General features: G+C 38.0%; 13 protein-coding genes and 5 pseudogenes. 10 read left to right on the forward strand and 8 right to left on the reverse strand.

Annotation, left to right across the window (positions count from 1 at the left end; all coding sequences use genetic code 11):
- Positions 1–96 precede the first annotated feature (96 nt).
- A pseudogene (locus BC8716_RS01355) lies at positions 97–417 on the reverse strand (NAD(P)H-dependent oxidoreductase); the annotation flags it as partial.
- Between the two features lie 45 nt (positions 418–462).
- Positions 463–834, reverse strand: a complete 372-nt coding sequence (locus tag BC8716_RS01360; protein WP_318257485.1) for a carboxymuconolactone decarboxylase family protein — start codon at positions 832–834, stop codon at positions 463–465.
- A gap of 312 nt (positions 835–1,146) precedes the next feature.
- Between BC8716_RS01360 and BC8716_RS01365 the strand changes: the two genes are divergently transcribed.
- Positions 1,147–1,995 carry a sigma-70 family RNA polymerase sigma factor gene (locus BC8716_RS01365; RefSeq protein ID WP_094423627.1) on the forward strand — a complete coding sequence of 283 codons (849 nt, stop codon included), beginning with the start codon at positions 1,147–1,149 and terminating at the stop codon, positions 1,993–1,995.
- 294 nt (positions 1,996–2,289) lie between these two features.
- On the opposite strand, the gene BC8716_RS01370 is transcribed toward BC8716_RS01365, so the two are convergent.
- A complete protein-coding gene (locus BC8716_RS01370) occupies positions 2,290–2,694 on the reverse strand; it encodes a TraB/GumN family protein (protein ID WP_094423628.1) in 405 nt (134 codons plus the stop codon).
- A gap of 193 nt (positions 2,695–2,887) precedes the next feature.
- On the opposite strand from BC8716_RS01370, the gene BC8716_RS01375 reads away from it, so the two are divergent.
- The 3 genes from BC8716_RS01375 (at position 2,888) to BC8716_RS01385 (ending at position 6,767) form a co-directional block, all read left to right on the forward strand.
- Positions 2,888–3,823 (forward strand): LysR family transcriptional regulator, encoded by a 936-nt coding sequence (locus BC8716_RS01375; protein ID WP_094423629.1) that lies wholly within the window; start codon positions 2,888–2,890, stop codon positions 3,821–3,823.
- 76 nt (positions 3,824–3,899) lie between these two features.
- Positions 3,900–4,913, forward strand: a complete 1,014-nt coding sequence (locus BC8716_RS01380) for a hypothetical protein (RefSeq protein ID WP_094423630.1) — start codon at positions 3,900–3,902, stop codon at positions 4,911–4,913.
- A 345-nt stretch (positions 4,914–5,258) separates the two neighbouring features.
- Positions 5,259–6,767: a Na+/H+ antiporter NhaC family protein gene (locus BC8716_RS01385; protein ID WP_218970822.1), complete on the forward strand. Its 1,509-nt coding sequence runs from the start codon at positions 5,259–5,261 to the stop codon at positions 6,765–6,767.
- Here the strand turns inward: BC8716_RS01385 and BC8716_RS23055 are convergent.
- Both BC8716_RS23055 and BC8716_RS01390 read right to left on the reverse strand, forming a co-directional pair.
- Positions 6,712–7,082, reverse strand: a pseudogene (locus BC8716_RS23055) (transposase); the annotation flags it as partial. The gene BC8716_RS01385 and the pseudogene BC8716_RS23055 overlap by 56 nt on opposite strands.
- 279 nt (positions 7,083–7,361) lie before the next feature.
- Positions 7,362–7,796 (reverse strand): VOC family protein, encoded by a 435-nt coding sequence (locus BC8716_RS01390; protein ID WP_063608837.1) that lies wholly within the window; start codon positions 7,794–7,796, stop codon positions 7,362–7,364.
- Positions 7,797–7,919: 123 nt separating this feature from the next.
- Here BC8716_RS01390 and tcpF point away from each other — a divergent pair.
- From tcpF to BC8716_RS01410, 4 genes and pseudogenes are all read left to right on the forward strand, one after another.
- Positions 7,920–9,974 (forward strand): annotated as a pseudogene (gene tcpF, locus BC8716_RS01395) (conjugal transfer ATPase TcpF); the annotation flags it as partial.
- Positions 9,925–12,150, forward strand: a complete 2,226-nt coding sequence (locus tag BC8716_RS01400; protein WP_169715894.1) for a CD3337/EF1877 family mobilome membrane protein — start codon at positions 9,925–9,927, stop codon at positions 12,148–12,150. The pseudogene tcpF and the gene BC8716_RS01400, both read left to right, overlap by 50 nt.
- 8 nt (positions 12,151–12,158) lie before the next feature.
- Positions 12,159–13,169: a bifunctional lytic transglycosylase/C40 family peptidase gene (locus BC8716_RS01405; RefSeq protein ID WP_169715989.1), complete on the forward strand. Its 1,011-nt coding sequence runs from the start codon at positions 12,159–12,161 to the stop codon at positions 13,167–13,169.
- 15 nt (positions 13,170–13,184) lie between these two features.
- On the forward strand, positions 13,185–14,072 hold the full coding sequence (locus tag BC8716_RS01410; RefSeq protein ID WP_094423632.1) for a conjugal transfer protein: 888 nt from the start codon (positions 13,185–13,187) through the stop codon (positions 14,070–14,072).
- 34 nt (positions 14,073–14,106) lie between these two features.
- On the opposite strand, the pseudogene BC8716_RS01415 reads toward BC8716_RS01410, so the two are convergent.
- Positions 14,107–14,256 (reverse strand): annotated as a pseudogene (locus tag BC8716_RS01415) (TetR family transcriptional regulator); the annotation flags it as partial.
- 323 nt (positions 14,257–14,579) lie between these two features.
- Here BC8716_RS01415 and BC8716_RS01420 point away from each other — a divergent pair.
- Positions 14,580–15,332 carry an alpha/beta fold hydrolase gene (locus tag BC8716_RS01420; RefSeq protein WP_094423633.1) on the forward strand — a complete coding sequence of 251 codons (753 nt, stop codon included), beginning with the start codon at positions 14,580–14,582 and terminating at the stop codon, positions 15,330–15,332.
- A gap of 861 nt (positions 15,333–16,193) precedes the next feature.
- Here the strand turns inward: BC8716_RS01420 and BC8716_RS01430 are convergent.
- Together BC8716_RS01430 and BC8716_RS01435 are read right to left on the reverse strand one after the other, a co-directional pair.
- Positions 16,194–17,542 (reverse strand): annotated as a pseudogene (locus tag BC8716_RS01430) (transposase).
- 167 nt (positions 17,543–17,709) lie between these two features.
- Positions 17,710–18,315 (reverse strand): TetR/AcrR family transcriptional regulator, encoded by a 606-nt coding sequence (locus BC8716_RS01435; RefSeq protein ID WP_042532680.1) that lies wholly within the window; start codon positions 18,313–18,315, stop codon positions 17,710–17,712.
- A gap of 96 nt (positions 18,316–18,411) precedes the next feature.
- On the opposite strand from BC8716_RS01435, the gene BC8716_RS01440 reads away from it, so the two are divergent.
- Complete coding sequence (locus tag BC8716_RS01440) at positions 18,412–19,125, forward strand: GAP family protein (protein ID WP_094423634.1); 714 nt, start codon at positions 18,412–18,414, stop codon at positions 19,123–19,125.
- Positions 19,126–19,132 lie beyond the last annotated feature (7 nt).

Below are 19,132 nucleotides of genomic sequence, written 5' to 3' on the forward strand. Positions count from 1 at the left end.
AATTTGTGCTAACTATATCCAAGGCATGTTATCTAGTGGGGGGGGCAGCTGGTTAGCTTGTATATGAAATTCTAAGAATACGTGAGTATTCGAAAGAAAATTAAACTTTATTGAGGGAGTGGCAAAAATATATTTATCTGCAGCCACAAATTGATCAACAAGTTCATTGATACGTCGGATTTTCGTTTGCTCCTCAAGCGTTAATTGTTCGAAAGATGTACCACTTCTGAGCTTGTCCCACCCGTCCAAAACATCAGCGTCTAGTTGCGGGATATTCATTTTATACAAATCGAGATGAACTACCTCATCCTGCGGATGAGCTAATCGGTAAGCTTGAACAAATTCTTTTCCTACTGACATGGAATAGGATCGCTCATCATCGCGCGGGTGAGCTGTTATATAAAGTACTGTTGCCATAATGATGAAAAACCTCCCTTTTTTCGATGAGTAGCGACTGCCGATTTAATTGCAAGACAATACATCTACTATTTGACGCGTTGAGACGTTAAGCTGGTTGTATAGATTAGCCGTAGCGATCCCCGTAATGAGCGTAGCCAGTGCCGCCTCATCATAGTGAAGGGCTGCTTCTTTATACACTTCGTCCGGCACCGGATCAATCTGATCATGCAGTCGAGTCATCGACTCGCTGAGTGCCAGAGCAGCGCGTTCCGCATCTGTAAAATTTATCGTTTCGCGCCAAGCAGATACGGCTAGAATTCGTTCGGCCGATTCCCCTGTAGCCATAGCGTTACGGGAATGAAGATCCACACAAACGCTATCGTCGTTGATTTGGCTGGCGCGAAGGTAGGCAAGGAAGAGGGTACGGGCCGGAATACCGTTTCTCGGCTGATGAAAATAAGGCTTTGCCTAACACCTGCAAGGATTGACCCACTTCGGGTAAAATTATAATTGGGGTTCTCATTCTGGATTGCATAGAAAACGCTCCTTTTTTAATGTGATGGAAGCTTTTAATTCTGCCTCTCACTATAATGACGTGTCGAACGATGAGAGTGTGACCGACACATATATTTTGCTCTTGTCACGTTCACTGAACTTCATTCGTCAATATGATAAGAAGAACTTTTCAATGTTAAGAAGACTAATAAGACATTATTAAGACACTATGATGAGGGAGAATTCAGTCGTATGGAAGAGCAATTCGAATCGTATCGAAATCATCTGCTGGCTATAGCCTACCGCATGCTTGGGTCATTGACAGACGCGGAGGATGCTGTGCAAGAAACTTGGTTACGCCTTTATCGTTCAGATAGAAACGAGATTGAAAATTTGGGAGGATGGCTGACCACAGTCACATCGCGGATTTGTCTTGACATGCTGCGTTCGAGAAAAGCAAGACGTGAGGAATCCATTGATGATCATGCGACAGAAAATTTCGCTAACTATGAATACCGATACAATCCCGAACAAGAAGCACTGTTGGCCGACTCAGTCGGACTTGCACTACTTGTTGTGTTGGATAAACTAAATCCAGCAGAACGGATGGCCTTCGTTCTGCATGATATTTTTGCTGTGCCATTCAGCGAGATCGCACCTGTTGTTGGAAAATCCGAACTCGCCACTAGAAAGCTTGCGAGCCGTGCGCGTCAAAAGGTTAGAGGACAAGAGACCAATTCACAAGCCGACTTGGATCGACAACGTAAACTCGTTGACGCTTTCCTGGATGCGGCTTACGCTGGAAATTTCGATTCGCTGGTAGCGATGCTAGATCCAGATGTGGTTCTTCGAGACGATCGTGAAACAGGCGTCCGAACCGAAACTAGGGGAGCAATTTCCTTAGCCAAGAAGGTATCGGGACACGCCAAAGCTGCGCAAGTGGCCCTTGTGAATGGATGCATCGGGGCGATTGCGGCTCCAGGCGGGAAGTTACTTTATGTGATCCAATTTACAATAAAAGAGGGGAAAATCACCGAGGTAGATTTGATCTCCAACTCTGCACGACTTGAGCAACTTAACTTAACGATTTTGAGTGATTAAAGGACTACCTGCTTACTAATGCACCCTAATTGTTAGACACGATCTAACAATTGGGGTGCAGTTTTTCATGGCCAAAATAACGGTAGAAGAAAAAATACAATTCGTAAAAACGTATCCTGAGGGAATTAACGGAATGAAAACCGTAGCTGAAAGCGTCGGAGTATCCAAAGCTATGCTCAAACGTAGATACGTCAGTATCAGCATCAAGGGTAAGATTCTTTAAAAAAAGGCTATACAGCTTATTCTGTTGAGTACAAACTAAGAGTACTCAACTACATAAAAGAACACGGACGTCTATCCGCCGTGATTATATTTATCTAAAATTGGAAAAATGAAATCATGCAAAGAATGATTTTGGTATTGAATATCGATACCAAAAATCGTTAACTCTCTATTTTGGATGATTTTAACTAACTCTAATAACTCTTTCGTATGCCACACATCAGGCAACGAACCCATTAAAAATGCTTTAGTGGACAACTGATGTTTATTATGATTGGCAATCGCTATTTCCCCCATCCCGCCCTCAAAGACGATATTATTAAAACCAAATTGTTCATGAAGATATTCAACCATCTTTATTTTTAGTTTTTGTATTTCAGAAACGCCATGCCCATTTTCACCAAGAAAAATGATTTTCTTTTCTTTAAAAACATCGTTATAAATATTTAATTCCTTATCTAATTGTTGTAGATTCATAAAATAACTCCTTAACACGAAATTCTTGACGCTCCCCTTTATTTTTTGGGGTGTTTACTTGATAAGAATGTTTTGATGTTTTCTTGTTACTATATGATTTAATTTGTAAAGTTCGTAGTTCGTATTTGAAAATACCATTTAGTAATCTATAATAAATTTGATTAATTGACAGTGCTAAAAGGAAGGAGAAGGCATGAATATCAATTACTTAACGTTAAGAAGCTTTTTAGAAATTGCCAAGCACTTAAATTTTAGTAAATCCGCACATCAACTAAATATATCTCAGCCTGCTCTGAGTCAGAAGATAAAGGCGTTGGAAGAGGAACTTGGTGTGCTGCTGCTTAATCGTTCCAAAAACCAAGTCACTTTGACAAAAGAAGGGGAATTTTTATATCGGACGTTGGTTCCGTCATTTACGAATATTGACAGTTCCTTTAAACATTTACAACAATTTAAAAGTGTGCCGAAACCTGTTTTACATATTGCAGCCACCCCTTCAGCAGCTATGAGCATTGTGCCGACGTTAATTAAACGACTAAAAGAGCAACATCCATTACTGGAATTCAACATATTAGAGACGTTGTCTAGCCAAGCGCTTGATTACATAAAAAAAGGCGACTTTGATATGGCACTTATACGTACACCTGTAGACATTTCTGCCGAGTTCCAACAGCCATTAAGGTGGCGTACCGTTACTCGTTCTCCCCTATCCGTTGCTGTTGCAAAGGAACATATAATTTCTGGTTATAATGAAGTGGATTTGAATGAACTTAAAGAGGAAGACTTTTTGCATTACGACCCTAAAACATCTTCCACCTTATATTATCTTATGGAATATGCATGTATGTCAGCAGGGTTTTCACCTAAAATCGTTGCAAAAGGGGCCGAGTTTATGAGCCGGGCTGTATTAATTTCTAACGGTATTGGCATTTCCATTATACCGGAAGATATGATTCAGCTATACAGCGCTTATGAAATTAAAGCTGTGCCTATAAAAGACATCTCCGTTATGAGTTCTATTTCAATGGTTTGGAACGAATCAAGTGATAATGACATTTTAAGAGATGCAAGAAAGATAATAAATGAAAGTTTTTCAGCACCTATTAGCTCAGCTTATAACCATATATGAAATTCGTATTTCCTATAATTAATTTGATTTGCTATATTGATTTTTGTAACCGATTACAAAGAAGGGATGGAAAAGGATGAAGGAGATTAACGTATTATTATATGGATTAGGACCTATTGGTCTCGAAGTTTTTAAAAGTTGTACACGTTCTAATAACATTACAGTGATTGGCGGGGTAGACATTGACCCGAATAAAGTTGGGAAAGATTTGGGTGAAATAGCTGGCCTTTCAAATACGGGAATTAAAGTTACTAGTTCTTTAAGCAACATTCCACATGGAGCGAATCATTCTGTTGCTCTCCATACAACCGGTTCAAGTGTTCCACAAGTTTGGCCACAAATTAAATCTCTTTTAGACCATGGTTATTCTGTTGTATCTTCTTGCGAGGAACTTTCGTTTCCATGGGTGAGATATCCTGAGTTAGCTAAGGAGATTGATCAATACGCAAAAGATAAAGGACTTTTTGTCATTGGAACAGGCGTTAACCCAGGATTTGTCATGGATTCTCTTGCTGTATTTACATCAGCAGTTACTAGAGATATCGAGAGTATTCACATTTCCAGAAAAGTGGACGTTTCCAAACGGCGCATACCTTTGCAACAAAAAGTCGGTGTTGGTAAAACGGTGGAAGAATTTAATGCACTTGCAGAAGAAAATAATATTGGGCATGTCGGACTTGAGGAGTCCCTTCGATTAATTTTAAATGGGCTGGGTCTCAGTCAGAAAAAAATAAAAAAATCAATTAAACCGACAGTTACTTCTACCGACCTAGAGTTATCATCTGGTCATGTTGGTAAAGGAAGAGTAAGTGGTTTACACGAAACGGCAGTGAGCAGTGGTACTATTCCTATTACCTTAGATCTGGTGATGTCAGTCAATGTGGAGGAAATCGACCGCATCATTTTTAAAAGTAAGGACCTTGGACATTTGGAATTTACCATACCTGGGGGATTATTTGGTGATACCGTTACAGCAAATGTGCTGGTTAATGTAGCGCAATCACTAATGTTTTATCGTCAACAAGGTTTGAGAACAATGACTGACATCCACACAGTCCGTAATATAATCGATTACGAAAAACTCAGCTAACGATCTTCATATTTTTAAATATATTTGAAATTTATTGTGTGAACCTGGTTCCTCTTTAGAAACAGAGAACTAGGAGTCGGTGGAACAAGCGAGTTGATTCAACTAACAACTTAGTAAAACGCGGAGGAAGGAGCTCATCATAAGCCCATGACGTTGTAGGACGGTGCTGTCAATATTCGTCGTGTAGGCAATAATGGTGAGCCCCTTCCTGCTACATGAGGTATCGCTTCATACTCTTTCAAGTTTGTTTTTAAAATAGATTTCTTAGATTTTATAGTACAATTACAAAGTTTAGTACCCTATATAAAGAATCTATTTGTATTTTGTTAATAAGGAGGAGGGACTATGAAGGATTCAAAACTTAACATGTATGGAGGCGCTATCGGCGGCAGCTTCCCTTTATTGATTTTTATTGTTGGAATGATTGTTCTCACTTTTTCGGGAAAAGGGGGAATGAGTTCATTTTGGGCAATAGGCTGGTTAGCTTTTTTTCTCGGAATCTTCTTGGCAAAAAATAAAAGTGACTACTGTGCTGCACTTATAAGGGGTGTTGCTAGCAGCAACGGCGCTGTTGTTATCACATTATATTTGTTTGCAGGGGTTTTTGGTCAAATCTTGACAGCTGGAGGCCTGATTGAAGGGTTGCTCTGGGTTGGATTGGAAGTAAATGTACAGCAAAATTATTTTGCTTTGTTAGCCCTTTTATGTACGATGTTTTTTTCCTTAGCTACTGGTTCCTCGGTTAGTACAGCAGCAGCTCTTACACCTGTACTTTATCCTGCTGGTATTTTATTAGGAGCAGACCCTGTCATGTTAGCAGTAGGGATTTTAGCCGGTGCTGGTTTTGGTGATAACGTCTCCCCTCATTCCGATACGACTATTGCCTCTGCTGCCACACAAAATGCTAGTATCAGAGAAGTAGTTTTAGCTCGTATGCCAATGGTTATTATTGCAGCGCTAGTTTCCATGCTTATCATATTCTTGGCAGGTGGAGGCGGCGAAGTAGTAAGTGCACAACAAATGGGAGTGGATGTAGACCCATCAGGGCTTCTTATGTTTATTAGTGTTTTAGTGCTTATTACAGCAGTATTCCTTAACAGGCATATGATTGAAGCATTCGTATGGGGAATTGTATCTGCTGCTTTATTAGGCATTCTAAATGGCTCAATTGTATTATCGGATTTCTTCCACATCCCAAAAGAAAGCGGTGTCTCTTCTGGACTTATTGAAGAAGGGATTTTAAGTATTAGCAATACGATAATTTTTGTGTTGATTATCTTAGCTATTACTCAAATTATGGTAGAATCAGGAGCGATTGACCGCATTTTGGATTTTGTTACTAAAAAGGTCGCAAAAGGGGTACGTTCTGCAGAATTATCTATCATTTTTGTTACAACGCTTATTTCTACACCTATTTCGCATAATACAGTTGCAGCGTTACTTGTAGGTCCAGGATTTGTTAGAAAAATTGGCGATAGGTTTAATCTGTCACCGTCCCGAAAGGCTATCCTGATGGATTGTTCTGTCACAACCCTTTATTTCACGATTCCATGGCATAGCACGATCATCACATGGTACGGGCAGCTATCCTTAGCGGCTAATAAATGGGGAATTCCGTTGCCAAATATTTTAATCCGTACGCCTGGTCTCTTTTTATCATCATTGTTATTGCTGCCATTACAGGCTGGAAACGAACTTATGCTACTCAAAAGAATGATGAAAGCACGGCGATATGAGTATGGGCTAAAAAGGATAGCGTTTTTTCAGTCGTGCCATTTTTATTTAAAAAATTGTCAATTCAACCTGCCTCGTGGGCTGTTCGCCATCGTAAGCATTTTCTTAGTTGGCCATTGATAGGATCAATACAAGCAAAATCCGTCCCTTCGGGTAGAAATCTCGCAGAAACCGATTTTCATTCTCGTTACTGCCTCTTGGCCAAAAAGAATAAGGATCCGCAAAATAAAGGAAAGAGTTTGTTTACTCGATGGATGCATAACAGGCAAACTCTTTTCCACGCTCTACGGTGGCTGTTTGAATGGCGTTTTTAGGTAAAGAAGTTTCCAGCTTTCAAATGGCTTCCTCCGTAGAGACGGCCATGTCCAGTTCCCAATGGCCAAATGTCTCTCGTTTTCAGATCTCTTTAAGCTGCTGCTTGATGAATGTGCCAACGCGCCCATGGGGGCAGTGTGTTTTTGGTTTTCCATTGACGACGCAGCACAGACGCTGTCCGTTGTAAACGCCCTTGATAGACCCCACCACTCTCTCTTTCTTTCTTATTCCTTTGGCTGAATATTGGTGAGAAACCTATTCGACTCTAATAGTTTATTCATTTGTTATATAACCATCAAGAACTAACATTCGTTTCTGCCTTCCAAACATCAAAATGAAATGTAAAAAATCAAGATTAGGAAACATTCCCTCCACTAATCTCCGATTTTTTAAGAAATCCTATTCAAAGTCTTCACTTAGAATGTCTACACGTTCTTCAAAAGATACCTCCCGATGAATTTCATGCAACATCCACACGTAACCATTGCTATCAGAAAACATCGCATTGGAGACGCCCATTTTTTCAATTTTTGTGACAGGCTGAATTTCTTTTACATTTGCTGCAATTGCTTTCGCATAGGTTTCTTTAATATCTGGAACCACGATATTAAACCAAAATGATTGTGTGTCACCTTCTTTTGGGGCAAAAAGTTGATATTCATGATTTTCATCAAGCATATGAAAACGCGTACCATAGATATTAAATACTGCTTCGTTATTTCCAACTTTAAAATTTGTCTCCTCTACTACCTCAACATCAAAAATAGCTTTGTACTGCTCCAAAGCAGCTTTACTGTCTTTTACAACAAAATCGAATTCAACTCCATGAAACATTTGACCACTCTCCTATGATTTAGCTTCGCCTTTTACAATTCCTTTAATCATCTTCTGCAATAAAATTAATTATATAGCCTGCTTTAAATATTTATTAAATCATATGGAAAAAAACATTACATCAAAAATTCACTTTCTTCATTTGTCCGTGATGTAAACCATCACCTGATGGGAGATTTTGTTTCCATGCCTCATGAAGAAATCAGACGTTTCTCTAAAATGGAATCTTTACTACAAAACAAAATATCTAGGCGTTTTAAAGTACGCCCTCTAGATAAAAATGACTTTGGCTATCTGATTGAACATCTTCATGAACAAACAGGAATTGCTTATGACGAATATGACTATGCCCTCCCTCTAAAGAAATTAAAAAAGGAAACTTTAGTGAAGCGTTATGATCTGATTAAAACGACTCGTTGTTTGATCGAAGAAAACCAACGTTATTTAAAAATCGAACAGGAAGAACAGACGACTTATGTTTCTTATTTTACCATCAACTCGATTGTCGATGATCTTGAATTTCCATCTGATGAAATCTTTTATTATCAACAACAACAATTCGATTTCCCAATCGATACGTCCATGAATGTAGAAATAGTCACCAACAAAAAAGCCTTGTCTACCGTACGAAATAAGAAAAAAGAACTCAAAGACTTGGATAATCATGCCTGGGAATCCGATAACGAAACAGGCAGTAATGTTATCGACGCATTGGAACAGGTGAACGAATTAGAAGACGTTCTCGACCAAACGAAGGAATCGATGTATAAGTTAAGTTATGTGATCCGAGTTTCTGCCCCTAATTTAGACGAACTTAAACAGCGTTGTAATGAGGTGAAAGATTTTTATGACGATTTAAACGTGAAACTCGTTCGTCCATTTGGGGATATGTTGGGCTTACACAGTGAATTTATCCCAGCTAGTAAGCGTTATATGAATGATTACATTCAATATGTTACGTCTGATTTTCTTGCAGGACTTGGATTTGGGGCAACACAAATGTTGGGAGAAACGGAAGGGATTTATTTTGGTTACAACTTAGATACGGGAAGAAATGTCTATCTCAATCCAAGCCTAGCCAGTCAAGGCGTAAAAGGTTCTGTCACCAATGCGTTAGCATCTGCATTCTTAGGTTCACTCGGTGGTGGGAAATCCTTTAGTAATAACCTGCTTGTCTATTATGCGGTTCTTTTTGGTGGTCAAGCTCTCATTGTTGACCCAAAAGCGGAACGAGGAAAATGGAAAGAAACATTGCCCGAAATTGCTCATGAAATAAATATTGTCAATTTAACGAGTGAGGAAAGCAATAAAGGACTACTTGATCCTTTTGTCATTATGAAAAAGAAAAAGGATTCGGAAAGTCTTGCGATTGATATTCTTACCTTTCTCACGGGTATATCGAGTCGAGATGGAGATAAATTCCCTGTATTACGACGAGCGATACGCGCTGTTGGTCAACAAGAGGAACGTGGTTTACTCCTTGTGATTCATGAATTAAGAAGTGATCCCAATCCATTAGCTGGCCCCATCGCTGACCATATCGAAAGTTTTACCGATTATGACTTTGCCCATCTTCTCTTTTCGGATGGAACGGTGAAAAATTCGATTAGTTTAGAAAAACAGTTGAATATGATTCAAGTGGCGGATTTAGTGTTACCAGACGCAGAAACAAGTTTTGAGGAATATACAACGATGGAATTATTAAGTGTCGCCATGTTGATTGTCATTTCTACTTTTGCGTTAGATTTTATTCATTCGGATCGCAGTATTTTTAAAATCGTCGATTTGGATGAAGCCTGGTCCTTCCTGCAAGTTGCACAAGGGAAAACACTTTCTAATAAATTGGTTCGTGCAGGACGTGCCATGAATGCTGGTGTCTACTTTGTTACCCAGAATGCAGATGATCTAACCGACGAAAAATTAAAAAATAATATCGGTGTGAAGTTTGCTTTCCGTTCCAGGGATATGACAGAAATTAAGAAAACTCTTCAATTCTTTGGTGTAGATTCGGAAGATGAATCGAATCAACGACGCTTACGAGAATTAGAAAACGGTCAATGTTTAATTCAAGACTTATATGGACGTGTCGGAATTATTCAAGTTCATCCTGTCTTTGAAGATTTATTTCATGCTTTTGATACGCGTCCACCGACACAGGAGAAGAAAGGTGGCGATTAATTTGAACAAACAAAAATGGAAAAAGATTGTCTTAACGGTGGTACTTATTGGTACTGCCGTTTTTCTATGTCTTCTTTTACTTGGAACATTTGCCCAAGCTGCTGGATTAGTTGATGATACGGTATCGGAAGACAATCTGTATTCCAAATACCCACTTGACCATTACCAACTCGATTTTTATGTGGACACAGGTTGGGATTGGCTGCCATGGAACTGGAACGATGGAATAGGAAAACAAGTCATGTATGGGCTCTATACGATTACAAATTTTATCTGGATTATTAGCTTGTATTTGTCTAATGCAACAGGCTATTTAATCCAACAAGCTTATTCTCTCGATTTCATTTCCCAAACTGCTGATGCCATAGGGAAAAACATGCAAACATTAGCTGGGATTACTGCAAGTGGTTTTGGCAGTTCGGGCTTTTATGTAGGTTTTTTGCTTCTTTTCATTTTAGTGATTGGGATTTACGTGGCATATACAGGATTAATGAAACGGGAAACGACGAAAGCCATTCGGGCGATCCTAAACTTTTTAGTCGTTTTTATTTTGTCGGCCTCCTTTATTGCCTATGCCCCAACGTATATTGCTAAAATTAATGACTTTTCGGCAGATATTAGTCAGGCAAGTTTAGATTTAGGTACTAAAATCTTGATGCCTAGCTCTACTAGTCAGGGAAAAGACAGCGTTGATATGATACGGAATAACCTCTTTTCTATTCAAGTGGAACAGCCGTGGATGCTATTACAATTTGATGATTCGGATAAAGAAACGATTGGCGAAGAACGTGTTGAGAGCTTAGTTTCTATCAATCCTGATACGAATAACGGAAAAGATCGTGAAGATGCTGTTAAAGCAGAAATTGAAGATCATGACAATAAAAATTTAACGATTACGAAAACGACCACTCGCTTAGGAATGGTCTTCTTTTTATTTCTGTTTAATATCGGTATCTCCATTTTCGTGTTTCTACTATCGGGAATTATGATTTTCTCACAAATTCTATTTATCATCTATGCCATGTTTTTACCCATCAGTTTTTTACTGTCAATGATACCCACCTTTGAAAACATGGGGAAACAAGCGATTATGAAATTGTTTAATGTGATTATGTTACGAGCTGGCATTACCTTGATTATTACAGTTGCCTTTAGTATCTCATCCATGCTTTACAGTTTAACAACAAGTTATCCGTTTTTCTTGATTGCCTTTTTACAGATTGTGACGTTTGCGGGCATTTACATGAAACTTGGTGACATTATGAGCATGTTTAACCTGCAAAGTAATGATTCCCAACAGGTCGGACGTAAAGTCATGCGTCGTCCTTACCGAATGTTCAATCGGGGTAGTCGGCGATTACAGAGAACAATCGGACGCACCCTTGCAGGGGCGACAGCTGGAGCAACAGTCGGGGCAATGGTTGGAAAATCAAAGCAAACAAAAGGTTCCTTCTCCCCTATTCGACCGTTACAGCGGCTAACATCAACCGCAAAGACCAATAAAGAACGCCAAAATGACAGTACGAAACCAACAACTTTGAGCCAGAAAGTAGGTCAAGTAACAGGAAGAATGCTTGGTGCGAAAAATCAATTCCGTGCGAATATAAAACACCGTAAGGAGCAATTGCATGATTTACCTACTACTGCTCAATATGCGGTGATGCAAGGAAAAGAACAGCTTACAAAACCTGCCCGTGATTTTAAAGAAGGTATGAAGCAAGCAAAGGAAAAGAGACAAAAAACACATGCAGAGCGTCAAGCAAAACATCGTCAAACCATTGCAGATAGGCGGCAAGCATTGGATAAGAAACGTACCCCTTCTCGAAAGACTGCTAGTTATGAACGACCAGTCACGCATGATGTCAATGAATCTGCACATCAAGATAGATTAAAGAACCCAACTGTTCAACAAAAAGAAAAGACAAGACCTGTCACAAAAAGCGAGCATATGAAGCAATTCAAATTACAACGACAGTTATCGAGCCCAGACAGAAAAGAGTATTTTACAGATAATCCCAAACAACCTGTTAAAAAAGAAAACCGATCTCCTAATGAAGAACGTTCTCGATCAAAAAATAGTCGGACAATCATCGAGCGTCCTTCTAAACCGTTGAAACGTACAAAACAGAAACAAATCACTAAGCGTCCAATCCATGCTGTTAGGAGGAAACGCTAATGAAAGCCATGAGATTAAAGGTCATGTTAATTACTGGGGGATTAGGCTTTCTTGCCTTTTTAGGATTGTTAGCATTTGTAGCTATTTTTATATCGAATGAAGAACATTCATCAGAGCGTGGTGATTTCATTCATGATATAGACAGCATATCGGTAACCGCCGATGTGTTAAAACATCAGCCAATGGTAGAAAAATATGCACAAGAATACGGAATTAGTGAATATGTCTCTACCCTACTTGCCATTATCCAAGTAGAGAGTGGTGGAAAACTTCCAGATGTGATGCAGTCAAGTGAATCTTTGGGACTTCCACCCAATTCTTTAGATACCGAAGCTTCAATTAAACAAGGAACTAAATACTTTTCAGATTTGCTGCGTTCCGCAGAAGCGAGTGGTGTCGATAAGAATACAGTCATTCAAGCATATAACTATGGCGGTGCTTTTATTGATTACGTTGCAAAAAGAGACACACAATATAGTTTTGGACTGGCCGAAAGTTTTGCGAAAGAACGTTCAGGTGGTAGCAGAGTCACTTATTCAAATCCAATAGCCATAAAGAAAAATGGTGGTTGGCGTTACCGTTATGGCAATATGTTTTATGTCGATTTAGTCAGTCAATATTTTATATCGCCTCAATTCGATGATGAAATGGTTCAGATCGTGATGAATGAAGCTTTAAAGTATGAAGGGTTCCCTTATGTTTTTGGGGGAGATAATCCAAATACTTCTTTTGATTGTAGCGGATTAACACAATGGAGTTATCGAAAGGCGGGTATTAACTTGCCCCGAACAGCGCAGCAACAGTATGACGTGACCGAGCATATACCCTTGTCTGAAGCAAAACCTGGTGATTTAGTATTCTTTCATTCCACATATAATGCAGGAACCTATGTCACTCACGTTGGGATCTATGTTGGGAACAACCAAATGTATAATGCTGGCGATCCAATCGGTTATGCAGATTTAACTACTGCCTACTGGCAAAAGCACTTAATTGGAGCTGGACGTATTAAACAATAGAAAGGTTTGAATCAGATGAGAAGATTTTTTAAAAGAAAAGAAAAACAAACGACCGAAACAAAATCCAGAAAAATAAAAGTACGGACTGTCGGTACACGGATATTACTTATTGGTAGCCTAGCCTTTGGAATCTATAAAAACTTTACAGCAATTGATCAACATACCGTTCATGAAAGAGAAATCATTGAAACCAAGATCATGGATATGAATGCGATTGAGAGCTTTACGAAAAACTTTGTGAAAGATTACTACACATGGCAAAATGAAAAAGATTCCATTGAACAACGGGTGGAAAAGATCAGTCAATATTTGACAGAGGAATTACAAGCATTAAATACCGATACCGTAAAAGACGATATTCCTACTAGTTCCAGCGTAGGTAATATTGATATCTGGTCAGTGTCACCAGAAAATGATAATACCTATGCGGTTGTTTATTCGGTAGATCAAAAAATTATGGAAGATAAAAATAACAAAATGGTCCGATCCACCTATCGAATCTTATTACATCAAGATAATGTAGGAAACTTAGTAATTATACAAAGCCCTACCTTGTGGAGCTTACCGAATAAATCAGATTATGAGCCACAACAACCTGAAAGTAATGGAACAGTTGACTCTGATACGGTGCAAGAAGTGACAGAGTTTTTGGAGACATTCTTTACATTTTATCCGACTGCAACAGAACAGGAACTTGATTATTATGTGAAAAATAATGCTTTACCACCGATTGGTAAGGATTATCTATTTTCAGGGTTAGTCAAGCCAGTATTCCAGACAATAGAGAACCAAATAAAAGTATGGGTTACTGTTAAATATATTGACGAAGTAACAAAAGCCACACAGTATTCGCAATATATACTCACGTTAGAAAAAGATACAAATTGGATGATTGTCGAGTAAAAATGATTTAGTTTATTTACTGTAGCTTTAGAATAAAGGTTTGATCAATTGCTCCGGTAGACATTCCAGCTTCAGATGCAATTCTTCGGATAGATGCTTTTTCAATGCCTTCCGTTTCAATAATTTTCCAAGCTGTTTCAGCGATCGTTTTTCTTTTGTGATCATGATCAACTATTTTCGGCACTCAAATCACCTCTTGCTTTTATTTCGCACACTGTGTTATTATCATTTCATCACAGTGTGTGAAATAAATAAGGGGGGGTGTTTAAATTCTTGAAATCACTTATTGGAACATTAAAGCGGATGGGCATTATAAAAGTGGTGAAATAGGACCTTCTTGAGCAATTAAATCATTTGTAATGGTACATTAAACTTCCTTTTTAACCGAACAAGTTTATTAAATGGTTTTGTAAACAGTTTGGGAGATAAGAAAAGGAATCTTAGAAATGAAACGAAGATAGTCATGGGGCAATGCCTACTTTTTTCAGGGAAAGGAGATTGAAATAGATGGATCTTCATTACGAAATTAAAGGAAGAGGAAAGCCAGTTATACTACTTCATAGTGGAGCTATGGATTCACGTGACTGGGAATTCATCACACCACATCTTTCAAAGTCGTTCAAAGTAATCACTCTTGATGTCCGGGGTGCAGGGAAGTCACCTGTTCCGAATGAACCCATTGATTATGTTAAGGATCTTAGAAAACTCTTGGATCATCTTAAAATTAAGAAAGGTGCCCTCGTTGGACATTCCCTAGGTGGACAAATTGCAACTGATTTTACTCTGACCTATCCAAAAAGGGTGTCTCAACTGGTATTGGTCGCTCCAGGCCTGTCGGGGTTTAAATTTTCTTCCGAACATGCGGAATTAGAGAGCCGAGTTTCTAAAGTTGCACCAGATGTCGAGAAAATGACTAATATAATATTAAGCGAGCCTTCCTGGAGCGTTTCTTTTGGAAAAGCATACGATTTATTGCGCGAAATGATGATACACAATATTCAAAAGACTTTTGATTGGAAAACATTCGAAACTGTTTCCTCCAATTCAGCGATGGAAAGATTGGGAGAAATTACAACGAAGACACTTTTTATCATAGGCGAGAAGGACTCAGGAGATCTCTTTAAAATCGCACAATTATATAAGGAAGTTCCCAATATTAACTTTGTTTGTATACCTGGTGCTAATCACATCATCACTTTGACCCACCCTGAGGAAGTTTCCGACCACATCAGTCATTTTTTGAACTTACTAGATTGGTAATATCACGAAAACACAGATAAGGGATCAGGTTCGGGAAAATCGCAAGTGGAAGCAATCGACCCACTATAACGTTATCCTGAATGTGGTTACCGTCAGAAAGTCTTTAAAGACTACTTATCATTTAAGTTTGAGACTCCTAAATGGCTTGAGGTAGATGATATACATTGAATATGCCTTTGAAGTTATAGTCCGTTTGTGTTATAACGAGCTACACTTCAAAGAGCATTTTGTTGAACAGTTGCATGAAGTAGCTTTATTATATTACAGCTTTTCCTTCCATTACAGGCATAGCCGTCATATTTTTAGTAAAAATACAGTTCACGGATAAGCTTGTAACTTGTTGAAGTTAAAAATAAATTATTTTAGAATGGCAGTAAATTAGAGGAAAAATTCACATTTTGAATCATAGGTTTAAAAAATAGTTACTTTTCAATAAAAATCTGATAGGAAGTGTGAAAAAATATGTTGGATACTATATGTTTTTTCTGCAAAAATAAATTTACGATTAATCATTCTGATTCACAATATTATAAAATCAAAAAAGGAGAAAATAAATACTATATATGTAAAAGTTGCAATAATTCATTTCAACAAGAAGCGATTAATAAAACTGGAATAAGTCCGGATCAAATTGATGATTATGATAAGTTTTTCCGGTATAAATAAAACTCTCTTTAATATCGCGTAAATGTCAATTTTTTCATCATTCTTACAGCCGAACATATTTACTTAAAAATCTGAAAGGAATGCCAATTCATCCATATTCTGTTAAAGGAGTTAATTGAATGAATTTCATAATTACTCTTTTTAAAAATACAAAGACGATCCGAATTTTCAAAACTGTATTTTTAAAAACAAAAATTATGCAGCTTGTTGTTGTTGAATAAGCTTTGCTTGGATACGATCTGCAGCTAATTTGGAAGCATTATAAATCAAAGCGACCATATCAAAATGAACTTTTGCACGCTTCTCGGTGCGATAACGAACATTTTTGAGCTGATAGAACTCTTTTAAATAAGCATTGACACGTTCGACGGCTGTCCGTTGTTTAAAAATGTTTTTCCAAGCTTTTGATCCGCGTGCAGGCGCAGTATAACGTCTTAAATCGGTGGTTATCTTGACTTTATACACTTTTTGACAGATACCTTCGTTCGCAAGTGGACAATCGTTACATTCCTTAGGTCTGGTATATTTCAATGTTTCGTATTTCGGATCAAAGCTGTCATATTTATAGGAATGTTCTCGCAAACAGGTTGGGGCAAAATCCTTATCAAACCCGATCATTTCGCCTTCATTGCGCTTATTATAGGCAATGACAGACTGTTGACACATGCGATGAATCTGTTCATAAATCGGTTCAAAATCATAACCCGCATCCAATGTCTGGTAAGAAGCAGACGTAAGCGGAAGTCGTTGATCCATTCCCTTCAATAGGGCAATAGCGGCTTTTCCATCATTTAAGCTGCCAGAAGAAAACAAGGATTGCAGAATATATTGGCTTGATGCACCAACTGCGAGGTGCCCTTTGTAGCCAAACCAGTATTCGTTTTTACCGTCTGCATTCTTTTTCACACCCCATTTGGGGTTCATTGGCACCTCTGCACGCAATACGTCTAATTGAGCTTTGATTTCTTTTCATACAATGGCAGATTCGCTTCTTTTTCTGATTGTTCTTGAAGATATTGGTCGCGCTCTTCCTTCGATTTGCGCCCGCGCTTTTTTGGTGCGACTTCCGACTTTTCTTCTTTTTGAGCAGGTGCCTTGTCTCGTGCTTCAAAATGGGTGGCATCGATGGCAATGACTTCATCGGCAATAAAGCCTTCTTCGATAGCTGCAAGTGTTACGTTTTCGAAGGATTTTTCTAAAATATCCGATCCACTCAATTTGGTAACCAGACGGGAATAGGCAGCCTCTGATGGCGTAGCGTCTGAAACTAGAAATCCACAGTTCATTTTAAAGATAAAATCATCATTTAGACGTTTGATTAAGTCTTTTATGGTTGGGATACGCTCGATATAACGAATAAAAAAGGAAATAATCATCCCTGCATAATTTAGTTCAACAGGCGCTCCAAGCCGGGATTTCTTATTAATTGCATGATAAATACGATCTAAATCAATCGCTGAAATAATCGCTTCATATTTTTGGGTAGGTTCCATGTCATATAATTCTTGGATGCCAAATAGGCTTGGTTGTCGTATAATGGTCATAAGAAGTACTCCTCCAGTCTTTTTACGGTTTTGTGGTTATTACCATTATACAAGATTTGGGGAGGTACTTCTTTTTTTATGCCCTGGACTCATTGGGACGCAAGGGTTAAGAATTATGAAATTCACTCAATCTACTAACTCATTGAATAATATTAATACATGATCAACTAACTCAATTGACTTTCATTGCAGAGTGTTTCTAAATGGTAACGGATTACTTCCTTTACCTTTTCTGGAGAATAGACATCAGGTCTTAACAGAGCATGAATGGACAATCCATCAATTAATGCCGCTAGCCTACTCTTTTCTAATTTTACATTAGTTGAATCAGATAAAATCCCTTGTAGAGCTAATATCTCGATCATTGAACTTGCTAATTCATACATACCGTTAGTCATTTCATCTTTTTTTTCTTTTAAAGTATCACTTGTAAGTGACTGAAGTGCAAGGATCCACCAAACACTCGTTTCGATTTTCTTTTCTTCATCAATTGGTATAAGCTCTAATAAAACTTCCGCAACCGCCTGCAATGGATTGTCTGACCAACTTTTACTTTGAGAACGTTTTTTCCCTTCTTCCAGATAATAATCCATGATAAATAATAACATTTCATCCTTAGTTGAAAAATAATGTCTTAACGCTCCAGCAGACATACCTGCTTCAATAGCAACTCTTCTTATAGATGCTTTTTCGATTCCCTCTTTCTTAATAATACTCCAAGCGGCCTCAGCAATCGACTTCCTCTTTTTTTCATGATTAACAATCCTTGCCATAAAAAATCACTTCCCTTTCTTAACACAGTGTGTTATTATAACTTTAACACACTGTGTTATTTAAATTATAACATATAAAAAGGAGGGACTCTATATTTGATCGAAAGTATTGAAGCATTGATGCCTTCTTCATCAATAGACACATCGATAGCTTTGCTAATTATTTCTATTTGCGCATTAATTGATATATTAAGTCCTGGTGTACTTGCTGTAACAGCTTATTTATTATTGACACAGCCTAATCAATTATCTTCTCGCTTGCTTGTTTTTTTGTTTATTACGCAGTTTGGCTACTTCGTAGTGGGCTTATTCCTATACTTTGGTGGAGATTCACTATTGAAAGGAATCGGAAAATTATCTGAATTTGACTTTATCAATTGGTTTTATCTCCTTTTTGGAGCAGTTATGGCTCTAATTAGCTTCTGTAAACCAAATGATACTACAAAAAAACGTTTAATTTCATTTATACCCCAAAAAACAACGATGAAAGGGATGATCATGTTAGGTATCATTGTTTTTCTAATTGAATTTGTAACTGCCTTGCCTTACTTTTATTCAATTTTGTTAATGAATCACCTAACAATTGAGCCTTCCTCTTCTATCTTTATTATAATTGGCTACAATCTTGTAATGGTGCTTCCTTCTCTTCTTTTGTTAGGGGTAAATATTATGTTTAAAGAGAGACTGCAACAATTTCTAAATAAAATTAGATCAAAATTAAATGAAGCTCCGATTTCCTCACTGTTGGTAGCGATAGGAGTAGTAGGTGCGGTTTTTTTCAATATCGGTCTTAGAGGCATATTAAATTAAAAAATTA

Origin of the sequence: Shouchella clausii (assembly GCF_002250115.1) — a bacterium.
Classification (GTDB): Bacteria; Bacillota; Bacilli; order Bacillales; family Bacillaceae_D; genus Shouchella; species Shouchella clausii.

Bases quoted from the DNA above. Each gene is read 5' to 3' on its own strand.
- BC8716_RS01365 (WP_094423627.1), top strand. From the start codon at position 1,147: ATGGAAGAGCAATTCGAATCGTATCGAAATCATCTGCTGGCTATAGCC.
- BC8716_RS01370 (WP_094423628.1), bottom strand. From the start codon at position 2,694: ATGAATCTACAACAATTAGATAAGGAATTAAATATTTATAACGATGTT.
- BC8716_RS01375 (WP_094423629.1), top strand. From the start codon at position 2,888: ATGAATATCAATTACTTAACGTTAAGAAGCTTTTTAGAAATTGCCAAG.
- BC8716_RS01380 (WP_094423630.1), top strand. From the start codon at position 3,900: ATGAAGGAGATTAACGTATTATTATATGGATTAGGACCTATTGGTCTC.
- BC8716_RS01385 (WP_218970822.1), top strand. From the start codon at position 5,259: ATGAAGGATTCAAAACTTAACATGTATGGAGGCGCTATCGGCGGCAGC.
- BC8716_RS01390 (WP_063608837.1), bottom strand. From the start codon at position 7,796: ATGTTTCATGGAGTTGAATTCGATTTTGTTGTAAAAGACAGTAAAGCT.
- BC8716_RS01400 (WP_169715894.1), top strand. From the start codon at position 9,925: ATGCTTTTGATACGCGTCCACCGACACAGGAGAAGAAAGGTGGCGATT.
- BC8716_RS01405 (WP_169715989.1), top strand. From the start codon at position 12,159: ATGAGATTAAAGGTCATGTTAATTACTGGGGGATTAGGCTTTCTTGCC.
- BC8716_RS01410 (WP_094423632.1), top strand. From the start codon at position 13,185: ATGAGAAGATTTTTTAAAAGAAAAGAAAAACAAACGACCGAAACAAAA.
- BC8716_RS01420 (WP_094423633.1), top strand. From the start codon at position 14,580: ATGGATCTTCATTACGAAATTAAAGGAAGAGGAAAGCCAGTTATACTA.
- BC8716_RS01435 (WP_042532680.1), bottom strand. From the start codon at position 18,315: ATGGCAAGGATTGTTAATCATGAAAAAAAGAGGAAGTCGATTGCTGAG.